The sequence below is a fragment of the Ignavibacteriales bacterium genome (assembly GCA_016709765.1).
Taxonomy (GTDB): domain Bacteria; phylum Bacteroidota; class Ignavibacteria; order Ignavibacteriales; family Ignavibacteriaceae; genus IGN3.
The window spans coordinates 39,113-56,561 of sequence record JADJMD010000014.1 but is presented as its reverse complement, the minus strand read 5'-3'; the positions used below and the strand labels follow the sequence as shown (position 1 = coordinate 56,561).

Below are 17,449 nucleotides of genomic sequence, written 5' to 3'. Positions count from 1 at the left end.
GAAAACAAAGTGGACAAACTGATCTTTATAGTGGATGATGAGCAAGCGATTTCAAAACTTCTTAGCTATTGGGCTAAAGATAAATGGAAGTATCAGGTAGAAACTTTTTCTAATGCTGAAGATGCTCTAAAAAATCTTAGCAAAAAGCCCGATGTAATTCTATTAGATATTATGCTGCCGGGAATGGATGGGATTGAAACTCTTAAAAGAATTAAACAATTTGATGAAAACATTCCGGTTATTATGCTATCCGCACAGGGAAGTATTGAGGTTGCTGTTGAAGCACTTAGATATGGTGCTTTTGATTATTTTACAAAACCAATTGATCAACAAAAATTAGAACTTGCGATTAAAAATTCGATAAAAAGTTATGATCTTACACGTGAACTCCTCCATTTAAAAGAGAATGTAAAAAAAGAGTATAGTTTTGAAAGTATCATTTCTTCAGATGGAAAAATGCAGGATGTTTTTAAACTTGTAACAAAAGTACTACATAATGACATTACAGTTTTAATTTATGGTGAAAGTGGAACCGGTAAAGAACTTATTGCCCGCGCAATCCATTATAACGGGCAGCGAAAAGATAAACCTTTTGTTGTAGTAAATTGTGCATCAATTCCTCGAGAACTTTTGGAAAGCGAATTGTTTGGGCACGAAAAAGGATCGTTCACTGGTGCGCACGCTCGTAAGCTTGGAAAATTTGAAATAGCTAAAGGCGGTACAATATTTTTGGATGAGGTTGGTGAACTTGAAATGCTGCTTCAGGCAAAGTTGCTTCGCGTAATCCAACAAAAAGAATTTGAAAGAGTCGGGGGTACAGAATTAATTAAAACGGATGTAAGAATAATATCCGCAACAAATAGAGATCTTAAAAAGGCTGTTGAAAATAAGGAGTTTAGAGAAGACCTTTACTACAGATTGAACTCTTTCCCGATTTCAATTCCGCCATTAAGACATCGTAAAAGCGATGTTCTTGTTCTCTCAGAACATTTTATCATGAAGTTTAGTGCGAAGCTTCAGAAAAATTCTAAAGGATTTTCTAAGAGAGCTTTAAAACTTATTTATGAGTACAACTGGCCTGGAAATGTTAGAGAGTTGGAAAATACAATTGAAAGATGTTTGATTATTACGGATAAAGATACAATCGATGTTGAAGATCTTCCTGCACATTTAAGATCCGGCGAAAGTTCAAGCGGAGTTGAATATACTGGTCCATTGTTTAGCGATGAAACAGTAATTCCATTTGAAAAATTAAAAGAAGAATCTATTAGACATGCTTTAAATATTACAAACGGTAATATCGTAGAAGCCGCAAAAAGATTGCAGCTTGGCAGAGCAACAATCTACAGGCTAATGGACAAATATAAAATTGAAAACAGATCAACAGAATAGAGAGAAAAAATAATATGGAATTTTTTAGACAAGATATAGACGATGTTATCGTATTAACAGTTAATCTTAAAAGAGCAACATTAGTTGAAGCTGAAGAATTCAAACAAGTACTTGTAAATGAAATTCAAAGAGGTTTCAAAAAAATTGTTGTAGATCTTTCATCCTGCGAATTTATAGATTCAACTTTTCTCGGAAGCCTTGTGGTATCGTTAAAAAAACTAACAGGGCTTGGCGGAGATCTTCGTTTAGTAGGATTTCAGCCCGCTGTTCACTCAATGTTTGAGTTAACAAGAATGTACCGTGTTTTTGAATCATTTAAATCTACCGACGAAGCGGTACAAAGTTTTAAGTAAATAGTTTTGTCCGTTAATGTTTGCAGAAACGATTAATTATATTCATCAAAAAAATTATAAACTAAGCTATTATTAAATGTCCGAATCTGAAAAAAGATCAGTTTTAATTATTGATGATGACAAAACTATAAGAAAGCTTATTACTCATCATTTAAAATTAAATAACTTCATTCCTTTCGAAGCTGAAAATTCATATCAAGCTTTTGATATTCTAAAAACTGAAAAAATAGATTTAGTCCTTTCCGATGTAACTATGGAAGGTATGGATGGATTTGAGTTTTGCCAGAAAGTTCGTGAAAATGAAAATCACAGGTTTCTTCCATTCATATTTGTAACTGCAAAAAACACTCTTGAAGATAAGTCAAAGGCTGTTGAATCAGGCGGCGACGACATCATAACAAAACCTTTTGATATAAAAGAGTTAATTTTAAAAACACAAGCGCTTATCAGAAGATCAGACATTTATAGAACTTATGGAATAAGAAAAAGTTTAAAGAAATCTTTTGATGAAGTTACACCTAAAATATTATTTGTTGATGACGATACATCCATGTCCAGGCTGTTCAAATATAATCTGGAAAAAGCGGGCTATGAATGTACTGTGGCTAACAGCGTTGATGAAGCGATGGATATATTTAAAAATAAAATTCCCGATGTAATTGTTTCAGATATAATGATGCCTAAAGTTGATGGATTTGAATTTAGAAGAATGCTTCTTGAAATACCTTCCTTAAAAGACATTCCATTTATATTTCTAACAGCAAAAGGAAGTGAAGAGGATATTCTTGAAGGCTATGATTTAGCAATTACTGATTATGTTGTTAAAACTGCGGGACCAAAATTAGTTGTTGCAAAAGTCTCTGCAATTATAAAAAGTCTTGGCAATGAAAGAAAAAAAGTAATTTCAGAGTTACAAGAGGCAACAAGTTCCTTAAGAACAAAAGTAGTACCAGATACTTTTCCCGTGTTTGAAGGATTTTCAATTTCCCATATGCATATTCCTTTTAAAGGAATTCCTGGCGGAGATTTTTTAGATTATTATCAACTTGATGAAAATAATTTAGTAATAATTCTTGGCGATGTGATGGGCAAAAAATGGGGCGCTTGGTATTTTGCTTATGCATATGCAGGTTATATTAGAAGTGCGTTAAGAAGTGTTTTACAAAATGCAAAAGAATATTCTCCCTCTGAGATTTTGCAACAAGTTAATCTAACAGTATATGGTGATACGAAAATATCTGAAGTATTTGCAACTCTATCTATTATAATTATTAATAATAAAACAAAAGAGCTCAAGTATTCAGGTGCGGGGGATATTCCAATTATTTATAAAAACAATAAAGGCGAACTTTTAAGTATTAAATCAAAAGGGTTGCTGCTTGGTTTTTCTAAAATTGGGGAGTACGAAGACAATGTTTTACAGCTTTCAGAAGGTGAGCAAGTTTATTTAACAACAGATGGAATAACTGACTCGAGAGCAAAAACATTAGAAAGTTTTGGCGAACACAGACTTTATGAAATTATAAAAAATGTTCAACTCGATGAAAATCCGCTTGAAATCATACAAAGGAAATTTGATGAATTCACAGGTTCAGAATATGATGATGATGTTAGTTTGATTTTGATAAGTGTAAAAAACTAGCCAAGAATCGGGGAAAATAAAATATAATGTTTGATAAAATTAACATTGTTTTCCCCTTAATAATTACTCTCCTGTTTCTCTTCACTTCAATCTCTCAACCACAAAGTTTTTTAATAACAAAATACTCAACTGACAACGGATTACCTGATAATCGTGTGAATGATATTGCTCAAGATTCAATAGGAAGGATTTGGATTGCAATGGCATCTGGTATCGCGATGTATGATGGGCTCGAATGGACAAAATTTGGTGAGAAAGATGGAGTTCCAGAAGTTGAATATATCTCTATAAAGATTGATGAAAAAGGAATAATTTGGTTTTTACCGAAAGAATTATTTAAACAGAAATTAATTTATATAAACGATGGTAAAAGTAGAGTTTTAGCCATCTCGCAAAAGATAATTTCTGCTCCAAATTATTCTAATGCAATTGATGTTAGTTATTCCCTGAACAATAGAATAATTCATATTTCAACAATAAATAAAGGCTTAATAAAATACTGTAATGGAAAGTGGTCTAAATTATCCAATCAAAATGGATTGTTAAGTGACACGGTTAGTAGTTTACTAAAAGTTGATAATGAATTATATGTTTCTACATACAAAGGGGTTTCGATTATTGATACAGCAGGGTTAATAAAGAATTTTAATTTTAGCTCTATGAATATTGATCAGAGAATTTTAAGCATGGATTGTTCGAAGACGATAATCCCGGATAAAAAAACAATATTATTATTAAGTACTGACTGGATAGGAATATTTTCTGAGGGAAGATTAAAAAAATTTGAATTTGATTTTAATATACGATATATGGGTTTTAATGAACCCTACTCTATTGTATATCATTTCTCTGATAAAATTATTTTTGGAAATTCAGCAACAATATTTTCTATTAATCTAAAAACAAAAAAATTCGAAAAAATTATAATTGAGACTCCCAATAGTGACAGGGGTGGAACTAAAATATTTTTAGATTATGAAGAAAATGTATGGATAACCAGCCTTCGTGGCATTTACAAACTTTCATACATTCCATTTAAAAACTATTCTCAAGAAAATGGATTGCTAGAATCTGAAGTAAGTACAATTTCAGAATTTAACTCTGGCAGAATATTTTTTGGACATAATTATGGATTTTCAACACTTTTTGATGAAAAAGTTTCTAAAAAAAGTCTAGCTAATAGCACCGATAATAAGATACATCGAATTATAGATTCTTATCATGATGTAATTAAGAATGTTATCTATTTTAGCTCTTTGCAATCAGGAATTGGAAAACTTGAGGAAATTCAAAGAATAAGCTGGATTAATTCTATTGAAGCAAGAAAATACCTTGCTATAATCAGAATAAATAAAAAAAATTTTTTAGTAAGTACAGACAATGGATTTGGGCAGATTAAAGATGATAGATTATTTTTTCTAAGTGATTATCAGGGCAAACATGTTAGAGCAGGTATTGCCATAAGTGATTCTGTAATATATATAGCTACTATTACTGGTCTAGAAAAATACAATTTTCAATCAGCTGGTGAGATAAAAAAATATGATATTGAAATAAGTAACTTATTTTCAGTTTTTAATAGTGATACGCTAGGGTTATTGGTTGGATCTGCAAATGGGCTATATAGGCTTAAAAATGATTCCTTGATAGTATTTAATTTTAATGATCAAAGCATTAAGGAGCCGATATATTTCATCATACAAGATTCATCAAAAAATATCTGGCTTGGTACTAATAATGGTGTTTTAAAATGGGATGGCAAAGACTTAAATCGTTATAATAAAAGCGATGGACTAGCCGGTAATGAAACTAATAGAGCTGCCGGCTTTGTTGATAGTAAAGGAAATGTTTGGATTGGCACAGATGAAGGTGTTTCCATGTACACTGGAAAAGAACCTGATTATAACTTATATCCTCCTAAATTAATAATATTAGGTTTTGATGACGCATCAAATCTTCGACATGCAGTTAATTTGGATGTTGAAGTAGATCCTGAAAAAAATAATTTAACATTTCATTATCGTGGTTTATCTTTTATTGATGAAAAAAGAAATTCTTATCAGATTAAATTAGCGAAGGTAGGGAGCGATTGGGAAGATCAATTTTACACTACTTCAACTTCAGCCAGGTTTAATAATCTTGCTTATGGTGATTATATTTTTTCCGCACGTGTAAAAAACTCTAAAGGGATATGGAGTAAATGGCAAAAATCATCAGTGATCACTATTCGGAAATATTATTACCAGGAATTTCTTTTTCAGTTTAGCTTATTAGCTTTACTTCTATTCTTAATGTATAGTGCGTATAATTATTTACAGCAAAAAAAATATACAAAAAAATTAGAATTAGCCGTTGATCTGCGAACAAAAGATTTAAGGGACACTCAAGTTGAATTAATAACAAGTATTGATCGGTATAAAGGTATTGTAGAATCTCAATCTGATCTTGTAGTAAGAGTGGATGGTGATGGAAATTTTACTTTTATTAATGATGCTTACTGTGCAGTATTTGGAAAAAAAAGAGATGAACTTATTGGCAAATCATTTACACCGCTCATTCATCCTGATGATGTTGGTTCGACTCTGGAAGAAATGAAAAAACTAAATGTGCCTCCATTTCGTATTGTAATCCAGCAAAGAGCATTAACATCTAATGGTTACCGATGGTTTTCGTGGGAAGATTATGCAATTCACGATTATAACGGTAAGATAATAGAAATACAGGCTGTTGGTCGCGATATTACATTGCAGAAAGAAGTTGAATCAGAATTAGAGAAACGTGTTACAGAACGAACCATAGAATTGCAGTCTTTAATTTCACAGTCGCCATTGGGGATATTAACATTTAGTTTAGATGGTCATTTGTTAGATTTTAATAAAGCAGCCAATGAAATGTTTTTGAACTTAAATGATTTTCTTCCGCCCAATCAAGGCTTTAACATTTTTGCAGATGAATTTCTTCTAAAAAACAATTACAAGAATAGTCTATCAAATCTTGATACTCAGAATGGATTTTTACTTAGCGTTCCGATTAAAATTGATAACGAAAAGAATAAAATTTATTCAAATCTATACAACCACACTTTAGTCTACAGAATTTACTCTGTGATTTTTGATGAAACGAATAGGATGTATGTTCTGCTACTAGATGATGTAACAGAAAATCAAAAATCTGCAGAAGTGAGTAAAAAATTATTAGAAGAAAAAATTCGTATCTCAACAATTATAAAAACCATTGAAACCGAAAGAAATAGAATTGCGAAAGAACTGCATGACGGAATTGGACAGCAGCTTACAACGGCTAAACTTAAACTTGATATTATCAAATTAAAATCCGAACATAGTAGAGCCGAAATTGATGAGGCATTAGGAATGCTTATTAATGCAGGCGATGAAATTAGGCGTATCATAAATGATCTTAAGCCTTCAGATGTGGAAAAGTTAGGATTAATTTCCAGTATCGAATTGCTATGTGAGAGAATAAAACAGTCATCAAATATTAAACTAGAATATTCCGCATCAAATATTTCTCAACTGCCAACAAAAGAAATTGAATTGATAATTTATCGTGTTGTTCAAGAAGCGTTAAATAATATTGTTAAACATTCTCAATGTGTAAATGCGGGTGTAGAAATATCTAGTTGGAATGATTCATTATCAATAAAAATATGGGATGATGGAATCGGATCAGACAAGAAAGAATTTTATAAAAGTAAAAATACTTTTGGATTAAATAATATCTCTGAAAGAATAAAATCGGTGAAGGGTGAAGTTGTAGTAGAAACAAAACCCGGTGAAGGATTTAAATATTTCATAAAGATTCCATTATAATTATTTATGCAGAATAAAATTAAAATATTAATCGTTGATGATCATCCAGTACTACGCGAAGGAATAAAGACAGTACTGGAACTTAAAGGAGATTTTGAAATTGTGGGTGAAGCAGATTCTGGTTTTAAAGCATGCGAACTTGTACCAAGGTTGAAGCCTGATATAGTCCTAATGGATATCAGAATGGAAAAAATGGATGGTATTAAAGCTGCAAGAAATATTAAACTGCTGTATTCTGAAACTAAAATACTACTATTAACCATGCACGATGAAGCAAATTTTATCCTTGAAGCTCTGAAAATAGGCGTTGAAGGTTACATACTTAAAATGTCTGAGATGGATAAAGTTGTTAACGCAATTAAAATTATTATAGATAATGAAACTTATTTCGATCCTAAAATCACAAAATCTGTTGCAACAGTTACATCAGACACTTTAATAAATCATAAACGAAATGAATTTCTTAAAAAGTATGAACTTACTGCTCGTGAAATTGAAATTGCAGGTTTAATGGTTGATGGTTTATCCACAAGACAGATTGCTGATAAATTATTTATTAGCCTTTCAACTGTAAGTAATCATCGAAGTCATATTTTTAGTAAACTAAAGGTTACAAAGCTTAGTGAGCTTATCAGCTTCGCAATTCATTCAGGTGTTTTTATTTTTAAAGAGGAATAATAAACTAAAATTGTTCGACTTCTGCTGATTGTAGTTTTTCAGTTTTGTCCGCAATCTTTAACTGCTCAATTAATTCTTCGCAATGTCCTTCCATTATATTTGATAAGTTATATAATGTTAATCCTATACGATGATCAGTAATTCTATTTTGTGGATAATTGTACGTTCTTATCTTATCACTTCTATCACCACTTCCAACCATAGCTTTTCTTAGAGCAGATTGTTCGGCATTATGTTTTTTCAATTCAAGATCATAAAGTCTGGCTTTTAAAACTTTCATAGCTTTAACTCTATTTTTTAATTGGGATCTTTCATCCTGGCATTGAACTACCAGACCGGTGGGAATATGAGTCATTCGCACAGCTGTTTCAACTTTATTTACATTCTGTCCGCCTGCTCCGCCGGATCTAAAAATATCAATTTTTACATCATTCATATTAACATCAACTTCAACATCTTCAACTTCAAGCATAACAGCAACGGAAGCTGCAGATGTGTGAACTCTTCCGCTCCCCTCTGTTTCAGGAACACGTTGAACTCTATGAACACCGGATTCAAATTTTAAATTGCCATAAACACTTTGCCCGTTTATCGAAAATATGACTTCTTTAATTCCTCCTAAACCGGTTTCATTTAAATCAATTAACTCGTATTTCCAGCCGCAAATTTCGGAATATCGAGAGTACATTCTAAAAAGGTCATTTGCAAACAAAGCGGCCTCATCACCACCGGTACCTGCTCTGATTTCCATAATTATGTTTTTATCATCGTTTGGATCTTTTGGAAGAAGTAGTGCTTTTATTTCTTCTTCCATAACTTCTTTTTGATGTTTTAATTCATCAAGCTCCATTTGAGCCATCTCAACAAGTTCGGATTCCTTAGATGAATTAATTATTTCAAGATTTCCTTCAATATTTTTTATCACAGTTGAATATTTTTCGTATGCAGCAATAATTTCTTCTAAATTAATTCTTTCTTTGTTTAGATTTTTAATTTTATCGTAGTCATTCGCATTGGCTGCATCAGAAAGCTGCGAGTTTAGCTGATCAAAACGCAGTTTAATTTTTTCTAATCGTTCTAATAAATTCATTTCAATTCTCTAAATTTGGATTGTAAATATACTGAAGTAGCTACTGATTTCTAAAACCGAGTAATTTATTAACTTAAGGTTTCCTTAAATGAATAATGAAAATCCGAAAACTTTTGAAAACCATTTTTTAACAATAAATGTGTTGTTCTTTACATTGTTTGCAGCGCAAACAATATATTTTATTGTAGGCATATTTTTAATCCAAACAAACAATGCGATTGGTATGGATGGATTCAATACAATTTTCATGCTTGTCACTCCTTTAGTAGTATTATCCACTATTTTTGCCTCAAAGTTTATTTATACAAAACAAGTAAGCGAATTTGATAAAAGCTTATCTTTAGAAAAGAAACTTGTTTCCTATCGTACTAGTAACATAATAAAACTAGCGCTTTTGGAAGGTGCTAATTTTTTTAGCATTTCTATAATGATAATTACCACAAATTATTTTTTTGCCGCGTTATTTATCATCATTATAGTGCTTTTCTTTTTTAATAGACCAAGTAAAGAGAAATTTATTATGGATTATGAAGTTTCTGCGGATGATGTAATAAAAATTATATGAGTAAATAGAACTTTATTTATTTTTAATCTGTTAAATATTAAAACATCAAATGACTATTATTGAAAAATTTTAATATCCCAAATATTTATAGAAGTTCTTTTATAACAAGAATTAAAAATTCTAGAAAAGATTCGGATCCAAGGAAAAAAGATTTTACGCCAACACTCTTGGATTTTGGCCCCGTTAGATTTTATTTGGCGCGCCATTTTGGTTTTTGTTATGGAGTTGAGAATGCAATTGAAATTGCATATAAAACAATAGAAGAAAATCCTGGAAAAAAGATTTATTTACTGAGTGAGATGATTCATAATCCAGGTGTAAATAAGGATCTTGAAAATCTTGGGGTGAAATTTTTGCAAAATACTTCCGGTAATCATTTAATAGAGTGGAATGAACTAAGTAAAGATGATATTGTAATTATTCCAGCATTCGGAACAACAATTGAAATCGAAAAAAAGTTAAATGAAATAGGTATTAATCCTTATAGATATAACACAACCTGTCCTTTTGTAGAAAAGGTTTGGAACAGAAGTGAGCAACTTGGTAATGAAGATTTTACAGTTATCATTCACGGAAAATCTTATCACGAAGAAACACGTGCAACCTTTTCGCATAGTAAAACTAATGCTAAATCTATTATCGTTAGAGATATTGAAGAAACAAAAGTGCTTGCTTCTTTTATCCTTAATAAAAATCTGGAAGAAGAATTTTATAAAGTATTCGATGGAAAAATTTCTGATGGTTTTAATTTTGAAAAAGATTTGCAAAAAGTGGGAGTTGTAAATCAAACTACAATGCTTGCAACTGAAACACAAGCAATTGCTGATTTGTTAAAAGACGCTATGATTAAAAAATTCGGCACAGAAAATCTTAAAGAACATTTTGCAGATACGCGCGATACACTTTGTTATGCTACGAATGATAATCAGGAAGCTACATATGGAATATTAAAAGAAGATGCTGATTTTGCAATCGTTGTTGGTGGGTACAACAGCTCAAATACATCACATATTGTTGAATTGTGTGATGAAAAACTTCCAACATATTTTATTTCTTCTGAAGAAAAAATTATTAGTGACAAGTTGATAAAGCATTATAATATTTATCAGCATAATGAAATTGAAACTGAAAATTACCTACCCGCAAAGAAAATTGTTGATATTATTCTAACCAGTGGCGCAAGCTGTCCTGATGCAGTTGTAGAAGCAGTTTTAAGAAAAGTGCATTCATTCTTTCCAACTGCTCAAGATGTAGATGAGGTGATTGATGATTTTCTTAAGAGCTAAATTATAAAAAATAACTGGCACACTAATTATTTTAATATAAATTGATTTTTTAAGATTAATAATGTTTATAAAAATCTTTAACCTATTATATTAATTTTTTCATTTGCGGTTTTAAACTCTCGAAGCAATCTCTCAAATAAAACTTTAACGGTAGGGATATCATTTATCAATCCAACGCCTTGCCCAGCTTCAAGTTCTCCTTCAACTAAATCTCCTTCAAAAATTCCTGATCGTTCCCGTTTGGTTGCAAGTAACTCTCGTAATTGCTCTTCATTCCATCCTTCATTCTCAGCTTTCATTGCACGGAATGCAAAATCATTTTTAATCATTCTTACCAAACCAATTTTCTTAAAGGCAAGTACAGTATCTTGATCTCCTGAATTAACAATTTCTTGTTTGTAATTTTCGTGAGCGGATGATTCAACGGTAGCAGCAAATCGAGTCCCGATTTGTACACCTTCTGAACCTAAAGAAAGTGCGGCTAAAATTCCACTTCCATCAACTATTCCACCGGCTGCAATAACAGGAATATTTAACTTATCAACCAGCTGTGGAATCAAACAAAATGTTGTTAACTGATCAGCGCCATTGTGACCGCCAGCTTCAACACCTTCTCCAACTACAGCATCGCAACCTGCTTCTTGTGCTTTTCGCCCATATTTTAAATTTGCAACGACGTGAATAACTGTGCAGCCATTTTCTTTAAGAAGTGAAGTAAAGGTTTTGGGATTACCTGCTGAAGTAAAAAAGATTTTTACACCTTCATCTAAACAAACTCTAATAAGTTCATCAGCATCCATTCTTAGTAGGGGAATATTAACTCCGAAAGGATTATCTGTTGCAGCTTTGCACTTCTGCAGATGTACTTTCAGTAGGTCTGATTTCATTGACCCGGTACCAATCAAGCCTAATCCGCCGCAATTAGAAACTGCAGATGCCAATTTCCAACCGGATACCCAAACCATTCCAGCTTGAATAATAGGATGCTCAATGTTTAATAGTTGAGTGATTTTTGTGTTCATCTGCGTTCCAAGATTTGATAAAATAATGCTCAAAAGATAGCTAAATCTAGCTAAAGTTATTTTGTATATCATGAGGGGATTAGTTAAATTTGCCACTCAAAATCCATATTTGCATATTAAAAATCATTCAAAGGAATAATTATACATGTCATATTTTTTCACATCAGAATCAGTTTCTGAAGGTCATCCGGATAAAGTTAGTGATGCAATATCGGATGGAGTGCTAGATGCTATTTATTCACAGGATCCTTTTGCAAGAGTTGCTTGCGAAACATTTGTTACAACAGGTTTAGTTTTAGTTGGTGGCGAGATTACAACGACTGCTTATGTTGATATTCAAAAAATTGTTAGACATACAGTTGAAAAGATTGGGTACACAAAAGCTGAATATAAATTTGATTCTGAGTCATGTTCAGTATTAAACGCAATTCATTCACAGTCCCCAGACATCGCAATAGGAGTTGATACAGGTGGAGCTGGGGATCAAGGAATAATGTTTGGCTATGCTTGTGATCAAACTCCAGAACTAATGCCTATGCCAATTATGTTTGCACATAAGCTTATGCAAAAACTTGCTGATATCAGAAAGAAAAATCCCAAATTAATGCCTTATCTAAGACCTGATGCAAAATCACAAGTAACAATTGAGTACGATGATAATAATAAACCCTTAAGAGTTGATGCAGTTGTGATCTCAACTCAGCATGACGGAGATGCAAAACAAAGTAAAATCAAGTCTGATGTACTTGAACATGTAATTAAAAAAGTTATTCCTGCAAAATATTTGGATAAGAACACAAAATATTTTGTTAACCCAACCGGAAGATTTGAAATTGGTGGACCACACGGTGACAGCGGATTGACGGGAAGAAAAATTATTGTTGATACTTACGGCGGATGGGCACCACATGGCGGCGGAGCTTTTTCAGGGAAAGATCCCTCAAAGGTAGATCGTTCAGCAACTTACGCTGCAAGACATATCGCAAAGAATGTTGTGGCTGCAAAGCTTGCTAAAGAATGTTTGGTACAGGTTTCTTACGCTATTGGTGTTGCAAAACCAATTTCTGTTTTTGTGGATACAAAAGGAACGGGAGTAATTTCTGATTCAGCAATTTCAAAAATGATTCAAAAAGAAGTTGATCTTACACCAAAAGGAATTATCTCACGATTAAAACTAAGAAGACCAATCTATCAAAAAACATCTGCTTATGGTCATTTTGGTAGAAATGATAAAGACTTTACATGGGAACAGCTCGATCTTGTTCCTGTATTTAAAAAGTACGTTAAAAAATAAAATTATTAATTGTGAACTTTTAATAGATTGTTTATTGTTCAGTTACTGTTGATCAATCTTAAGAAATTATTATAAAAAAAGCAAAGGTAAAAAAATGAGTGATGTGTTAGATAAGAAAATTGATTTCTCCTTAAAATATAAAGTTAAAGATATTTCACTGGCTGAGTGGGGAAGAAAAGAAATAGAATTAGCTGAAGCAGAAATGCCAGGTTTGATGGCTCTACGAGAAGAGTTTAAAGGTAAGAAACCACTCAAAGATGCGCGTATAGCTGGATGTCTTCATATGACAATTCAAACAGCAGTGTTAATTGAAACATTAGTTGATCTTGGAGCAGAAGTTAAATGGTCATCTTGTAATATCTTTTCCACACAAGATCATGCCGCCGCTGCAATTGCTGCTGCCGGTGTTCCCGTGTTTGCATGGAAAGGAATGAATGAAGAAGAATTTAATTGGTGTATTGAACAAACATTATTTTTTGGTGATGAATCAAGACCATTAAACATGATTCTTGATGATGGCGGTGATCTTACAAATATGGTATTTGATCATTATCCTGAGTTAGCTGTTGGTATAAAAGGATTATCTGAAGAAACAACAACCGGAGTTCATCGTTTGTATGAAAGAATGCAAAATGGAACTCTTCCAATTCCTGCTATAAATGTTAATGATTCAGTTACAAAATCTAAATTTGATAATAAATACGGATGCCGTGAATCTTTAGTAGATGCTATACGCAGAGCAACTGATTTAATGCTTGCAGGTAAAGTTGCTGTTGTTGCTGGTTTTGGTGACGTTGGCAAAGGTTCAGCCGAATCTTTAAAAAATGCTAATGTAAGAGTAATCGTTACAGAGATTGATCCTATCTGTGCATTACAAGCAGCAATGGAAGGGTATGAAGTTAAAAAGATGGATGATGCAATTAAAGAAGCTGATATTGTTGTTACCGCTACAGGTAATATGAATGTGGTTAACGGAAAACACTTTAAAATGCTGAAGGATAAAGCTGTTGTTTGCAACATCGGACACTTTGATACTGAAATTGACATGGCTTGGTTGAATAAAAATTATGGTAACACTAAGAACACTATCAAACCACAAGTTGATAAATATACAATTGATGGAAAAGACCTTTTAGTGCTTGCAGAAGGCAGATTAGTAAATCTTGGTTGTGCAACTGGTCATCCTTCTTTTGTAATGTCAAACTCGTTCACAAATCAAACACTTGCACAATTAGAACTTTGGAATCATCCTGAAAGATATGAAAACAAAGTTTATACTTTGCCAAAGCATCTTGATGAAAAAGTTGCAAGATTACACTTAAAGAAAATAGGTGTTGAGCTTGATTCATTGACTTCGGAACAAGCTAAATACATTGGTGTAACGGTGGAAGGTCCATTCAAACCGGATTATTACAGATACTAAAATAAAGCAAATAGAAAAGGACTTGAGTTTCAAGTCCTTTTCTATTTTAGTAAGTTTTGCAAAGCACCAACCAAATTTTCAAACTTAAATTTATAACCGCTTGTTAATAATTTTTTAACTTCCACTTTGTGACTCGCTGTAATAACTTCAGCGGCTTCTCCCACGACTAATTTTAGAACAAATTTAGGAACAGGAAATAGAGAAGGACGAATTAAGACTTTACCTAATGCACTTGCAAACTCTTTCATAGTAACAGGATTTGGTGAAGCTGCATTTACAGCATTGCTAAAATTTACATTATCGATTGCATGTAAATAAATTCCAACAATATCATCAATGTGCAACCACGATGTCCATTGTTTTCCATTGCCAAGCGGTCCACCGATGAAGAATTTAAATGGTGGAAGCATTTGTTTTAAAGCTCCATCTACTTTACTTAATACCAAACCTGTACGAACCTGAACACTTCTCACCCCAACAGATTCAACTTGTTTGGCTTCACTTTCCCAAATTTTGCAAACATCTGCAAGAAAATCATTTCCTGCAGGGTAATTTTCATCTACTAATTTATCTACAGTATTACCGTAATAATCAATGCCAGAAGCCGATATAAAAACTTCCGGCTTTTTAATACAAGATTTAATTGCATCAACAAGATTTTTTGTGCTTGCTTGTCTAGATTCGATAATCTCATTTTTAAAATCATTATTCCACCTCTTAGCAAAAAGATTTGTTCCGGCAAGATGAACAACAGCATTAGAATTTTCTAAATGTGATTTCCAGTTTTCAGGTTTATGGTAATCCCATTCAACATATTCTTTTGCAATCGGAAAAATCGATTTTGCCTTTGCAGTATTTCTGCTAAATATAATTATATCATCACCACGTTGGATCAATGCGGTGGCTATCTCTTTTCCAACCAATCCGGTAGCACCCGTAATAATTATCCTTTTAGACATTAACAATCCTTTTTAAACTAAACAAATAAACAAAAATTTCGTTCAAAAATAAAAAAGCCCCGAATAAATTCGGGGCTTTATAACAAAAATAAAGTATTTACTATTTAAGTAAAGTCATCTTTCTTGTTTGAGTGAAGTTGTTAGCTTCAATCTTGTAGATATAAATTCCACTAGAAAGGTTTTTTGCATCAAAGTTAATTGAATAAGAACCGGCAGCCTTAAATCCACTAACAAGAGTTTTAACTTCCTGTCCTAACAAATTATAAACTGCGAGTTTAACATTACCAGCTTCTGGTAAATTAAATTTGATTGTTGTAGTTGGGTTAAATGGATTTGGATAATTTTGTGATAATTCAAATTTATCAACAGCAATAATTTCAGCTTCAATTACGTTTGAATATTCAAATGTTCCATCAAAATCAACTTGTTTTAATCTATAGCTGTATTTACCGACTGTTAGATTATCATCTGTGAAATAATAACTTTTTTGTTCAGTAGTTGTTCCAAAACCTGCAACAAAGCTAATCTTCGTCCATGCACCCGAATTTAATTTTCTTTCAACTTCAAATCCGGAATTGTTCAATTCAGTTGCCGTTGTCCAGTTAAGATTAACGGTGTTACCACTTACAGCAGCAGCAAACGATGTTAATTCAACAGGTACAACGTGATTTCCAAGAAAAGTAAAAGTATCTTGCGGATAAACTAACCATTCTGAATCAAGAGAATCTGTTCCAGCAGAGGCAGCCCAGTCAGTGTTACCCTTTAAAACATTTGGTTTTCTTACTAAGGTTTTTTCTGAAGTTCCAGGAACACCAGCTACTAACCAGTTAGTTCCTGGGTCCACTCCTAATATGCCAATTACATCTATAGGTGTCCAAACCATAGCAACATCTTTTTCCAATGCCATATAATCATCGCCGTTATAAAAAGTAATTGCACCGGTATCAAGATCAGCAACTGCCAAGATTAGTGGATTAGCACTTGGATTTGCTACTACATAAACATCACCAGCAGCTAACATACCATTGAGAGGTTGTACATATTGAATTGAATCTGCGCCATTATTAGCTCTAACTAATCTATAATTTGACAAATCAATAGGAGCGTTTGTTGGATTATATAGTTCCATAGCTTTATTATTGCTTGAACCTTCTAAGTATTCAGAGATGTATAAATCTGAAGCTCCGCCTGCTACTCCAACAACTTCAAATAAATCTAAACCAACATAATCAGATTGTGAACCAGAAGGCCCACCGCTTGTAGTGTAATATCTAACTGCAAATGTAACAGTTCCAGTTGTAGTGAAGTTGCCAACATATTGTTGCCAACCTGCTGTTGAACTATTAAATGAACTTAATTGAACATCAAAATCCGTATGGCTTGTACCACCTGTTGTGGAAACCCATACTTGAAGTGGGTCAGGATAAATACTAGCATCAGGTGAACGATGCCAAAATTTAAGTGTATCGCCAGCTGTAACTGCTATTGGAGGAGATATCAACCATTGATCAATTAAAAGTCCGCCGCCAAAAGCACCATTGTAATTTTGGCCAACATAACCAGTATCAGGACCTTCATAGGATGGAAAAACTGCTGCAGCATTTCCTTGGAATACTGTTGTTGTTCCGGCTCCATCAACATCATCGAATGTCCAGCCTCTGGCTTGAATACCAGTCAGAGTATTATCGCCGTTCATATCATCCATAAATAAAACTGCTTCACTTGGGATGTGAGATATTGGTGTATTTCTGTAATTTTCTTGATTTGTTCTACTATCCTGTGCATTTATTAACACAGTTAAGACGAAAACTGAAAATAAAAGTGTGTAGAGCGTTTTTTGCATGATCAACCTCAAATATAGTTATGAAATTATTTATTAGAATTATTTTAACTAAAAAATAGTAAAACATTTATT

The 17,449-nt window shown here is 32.6% G+C and carries 13 protein-coding genes; 9 read left to right on the top strand and 4 right to left on the bottom strand.

Annotated elements, in window-relative coordinates:
• Nucleotides 1-9 precede the first annotated feature (9 nt).
• The 5 genes from IPJ23_15880 (at nucleotide 10) to IPJ23_15860 (ending at nucleotide 7,895) form a co-directional block, all read left to right on the top strand.
• The gene (locus IPJ23_15880; GenBank protein ID MBK7632150.1) at nucleotides 10-1,392 is read left to right on the top strand and encodes a sigma-54-dependent Fis family transcriptional regulator; all 1,383 of its coding nucleotides are present in this window, start codon (nucleotides 10-12) and stop codon (nucleotides 1,390-1,392) included.
• A 14-nt stretch (nucleotides 1,393-1,406) separates the two neighbouring features.
• Nucleotides 1,407-1,745 (top strand): STAS domain-containing protein, encoded by a 339-nt coding sequence (locus IPJ23_15875; protein ID MBK7632149.1) that lies wholly within the window; start codon nucleotides 1,407-1,409, stop codon nucleotides 1,743-1,745.
• A 76-nt stretch (nucleotides 1,746-1,821) separates the two neighbouring features.
• Complete coding sequence (locus IPJ23_15870) at nucleotides 1,822-3,387, top strand: response regulator (protein ID MBK7632148.1); 1,566 nt, start codon at nucleotides 1,822-1,824, stop codon at nucleotides 3,385-3,387.
• Between the two features lie 26 nt (nucleotides 3,388-3,413).
• Nucleotides 3,414-7,217, top strand: a complete 3,804-nt coding sequence (locus IPJ23_15865; GenBank protein ID MBK7632147.1) for a PAS domain S-box protein — start codon at nucleotides 3,414-3,416, stop codon at nucleotides 7,215-7,217.
• Between the two features lie 6 nt (nucleotides 7,218-7,223).
• Entirely contained in the window at nucleotides 7,224-7,895 is a 672-nt protein-coding gene (locus tag IPJ23_15860) for a response regulator transcription factor (protein ID MBK7632146.1), read from the top strand.
• Between the two features lie 4 nt (nucleotides 7,896-7,899).
• Here the strand turns inward: IPJ23_15860 and prfA are convergent, their stop codons facing one another.
• Nucleotides 7,900-8,985 (bottom strand): peptide chain release factor 1, encoded by a 1,086-nt coding sequence (gene prfA / locus IPJ23_15855; GenBank protein MBK7632145.1) that lies wholly within the window; start codon nucleotides 8,983-8,985, stop codon nucleotides 7,900-7,902.
• 88 nt (nucleotides 8,986-9,073) lie between these two features.
• Between prfA and IPJ23_15850 the strand changes: the two genes are divergently transcribed.
• Nucleotides 9,074-9,550, top strand: a complete 477-nt coding sequence (locus IPJ23_15850) for a hypothetical protein (GenBank protein ID MBK7632144.1) — start codon at nucleotides 9,074-9,076, stop codon at nucleotides 9,548-9,550.
• A 59-nt stretch (nucleotides 9,551-9,609) separates the two neighbouring features.
• Entirely contained in the window at nucleotides 9,610-10,836 is a 1,227-nt protein-coding gene (locus IPJ23_15845) for a 4-hydroxy-3-methylbut-2-enyl diphosphate reductase (GenBank protein MBK7632143.1), read from the top strand.
• A 77-nt stretch (nucleotides 10,837-10,913) separates the two neighbouring features.
• Here IPJ23_15845 and IPJ23_15840 read toward each other — a convergent pair whose 3' ends face one another.
• The gene (locus IPJ23_15840) at nucleotides 10,914-11,858 is read right to left on the bottom strand and encodes a nitronate monooxygenase (protein ID MBK7632142.1); all 945 of its coding nucleotides are present in this window, start codon (nucleotides 11,856-11,858) and stop codon (nucleotides 10,914-10,916) included.
• Between the two features lie 145 nt (nucleotides 11,859-12,003).
• Between IPJ23_15840 and IPJ23_15835 the strand changes: the two genes are divergently transcribed.
• Together IPJ23_15835 and IPJ23_15830 are read left to right on the top strand one after the other, a co-directional pair.
• Nucleotides 12,004-13,152, top strand: a complete 1,149-nt coding sequence (locus tag IPJ23_15835; GenBank protein MBK7632141.1) for a methionine adenosyltransferase — start codon at nucleotides 12,004-12,006, stop codon at nucleotides 13,150-13,152.
• 94 nt (nucleotides 13,153-13,246) lie between these two features.
• Nucleotides 13,247-14,575, top strand: a complete 1,329-nt coding sequence (locus tag IPJ23_15830; protein ID MBK7632140.1) for an adenosylhomocysteinase — start codon at nucleotides 13,247-13,249, stop codon at nucleotides 14,573-14,575.
• A gap of 41 nt (nucleotides 14,576-14,616) precedes the next feature.
• Here IPJ23_15830 and IPJ23_15825 read toward each other — a convergent pair whose 3' ends face one another.
• Together IPJ23_15825 and IPJ23_15820 are read right to left on the bottom strand one after the other, a co-directional pair.
• Complete coding sequence (locus IPJ23_15825; GenBank protein MBK7632139.1) at nucleotides 14,617-15,534, bottom strand: TIGR01777 family protein; 918 nt, start codon at nucleotides 15,532-15,534, stop codon at nucleotides 14,617-14,619.
• 100 nt (nucleotides 15,535-15,634) lie between these two features.
• Entirely contained in the window at nucleotides 15,635-17,377 is a 1,743-nt protein-coding gene (locus IPJ23_15820) for a choice-of-anchor J domain-containing protein (GenBank protein ID MBK7632138.1), read from the bottom strand.
• Nucleotides 17,378-17,449: the final 72 nt, after the last annotated feature.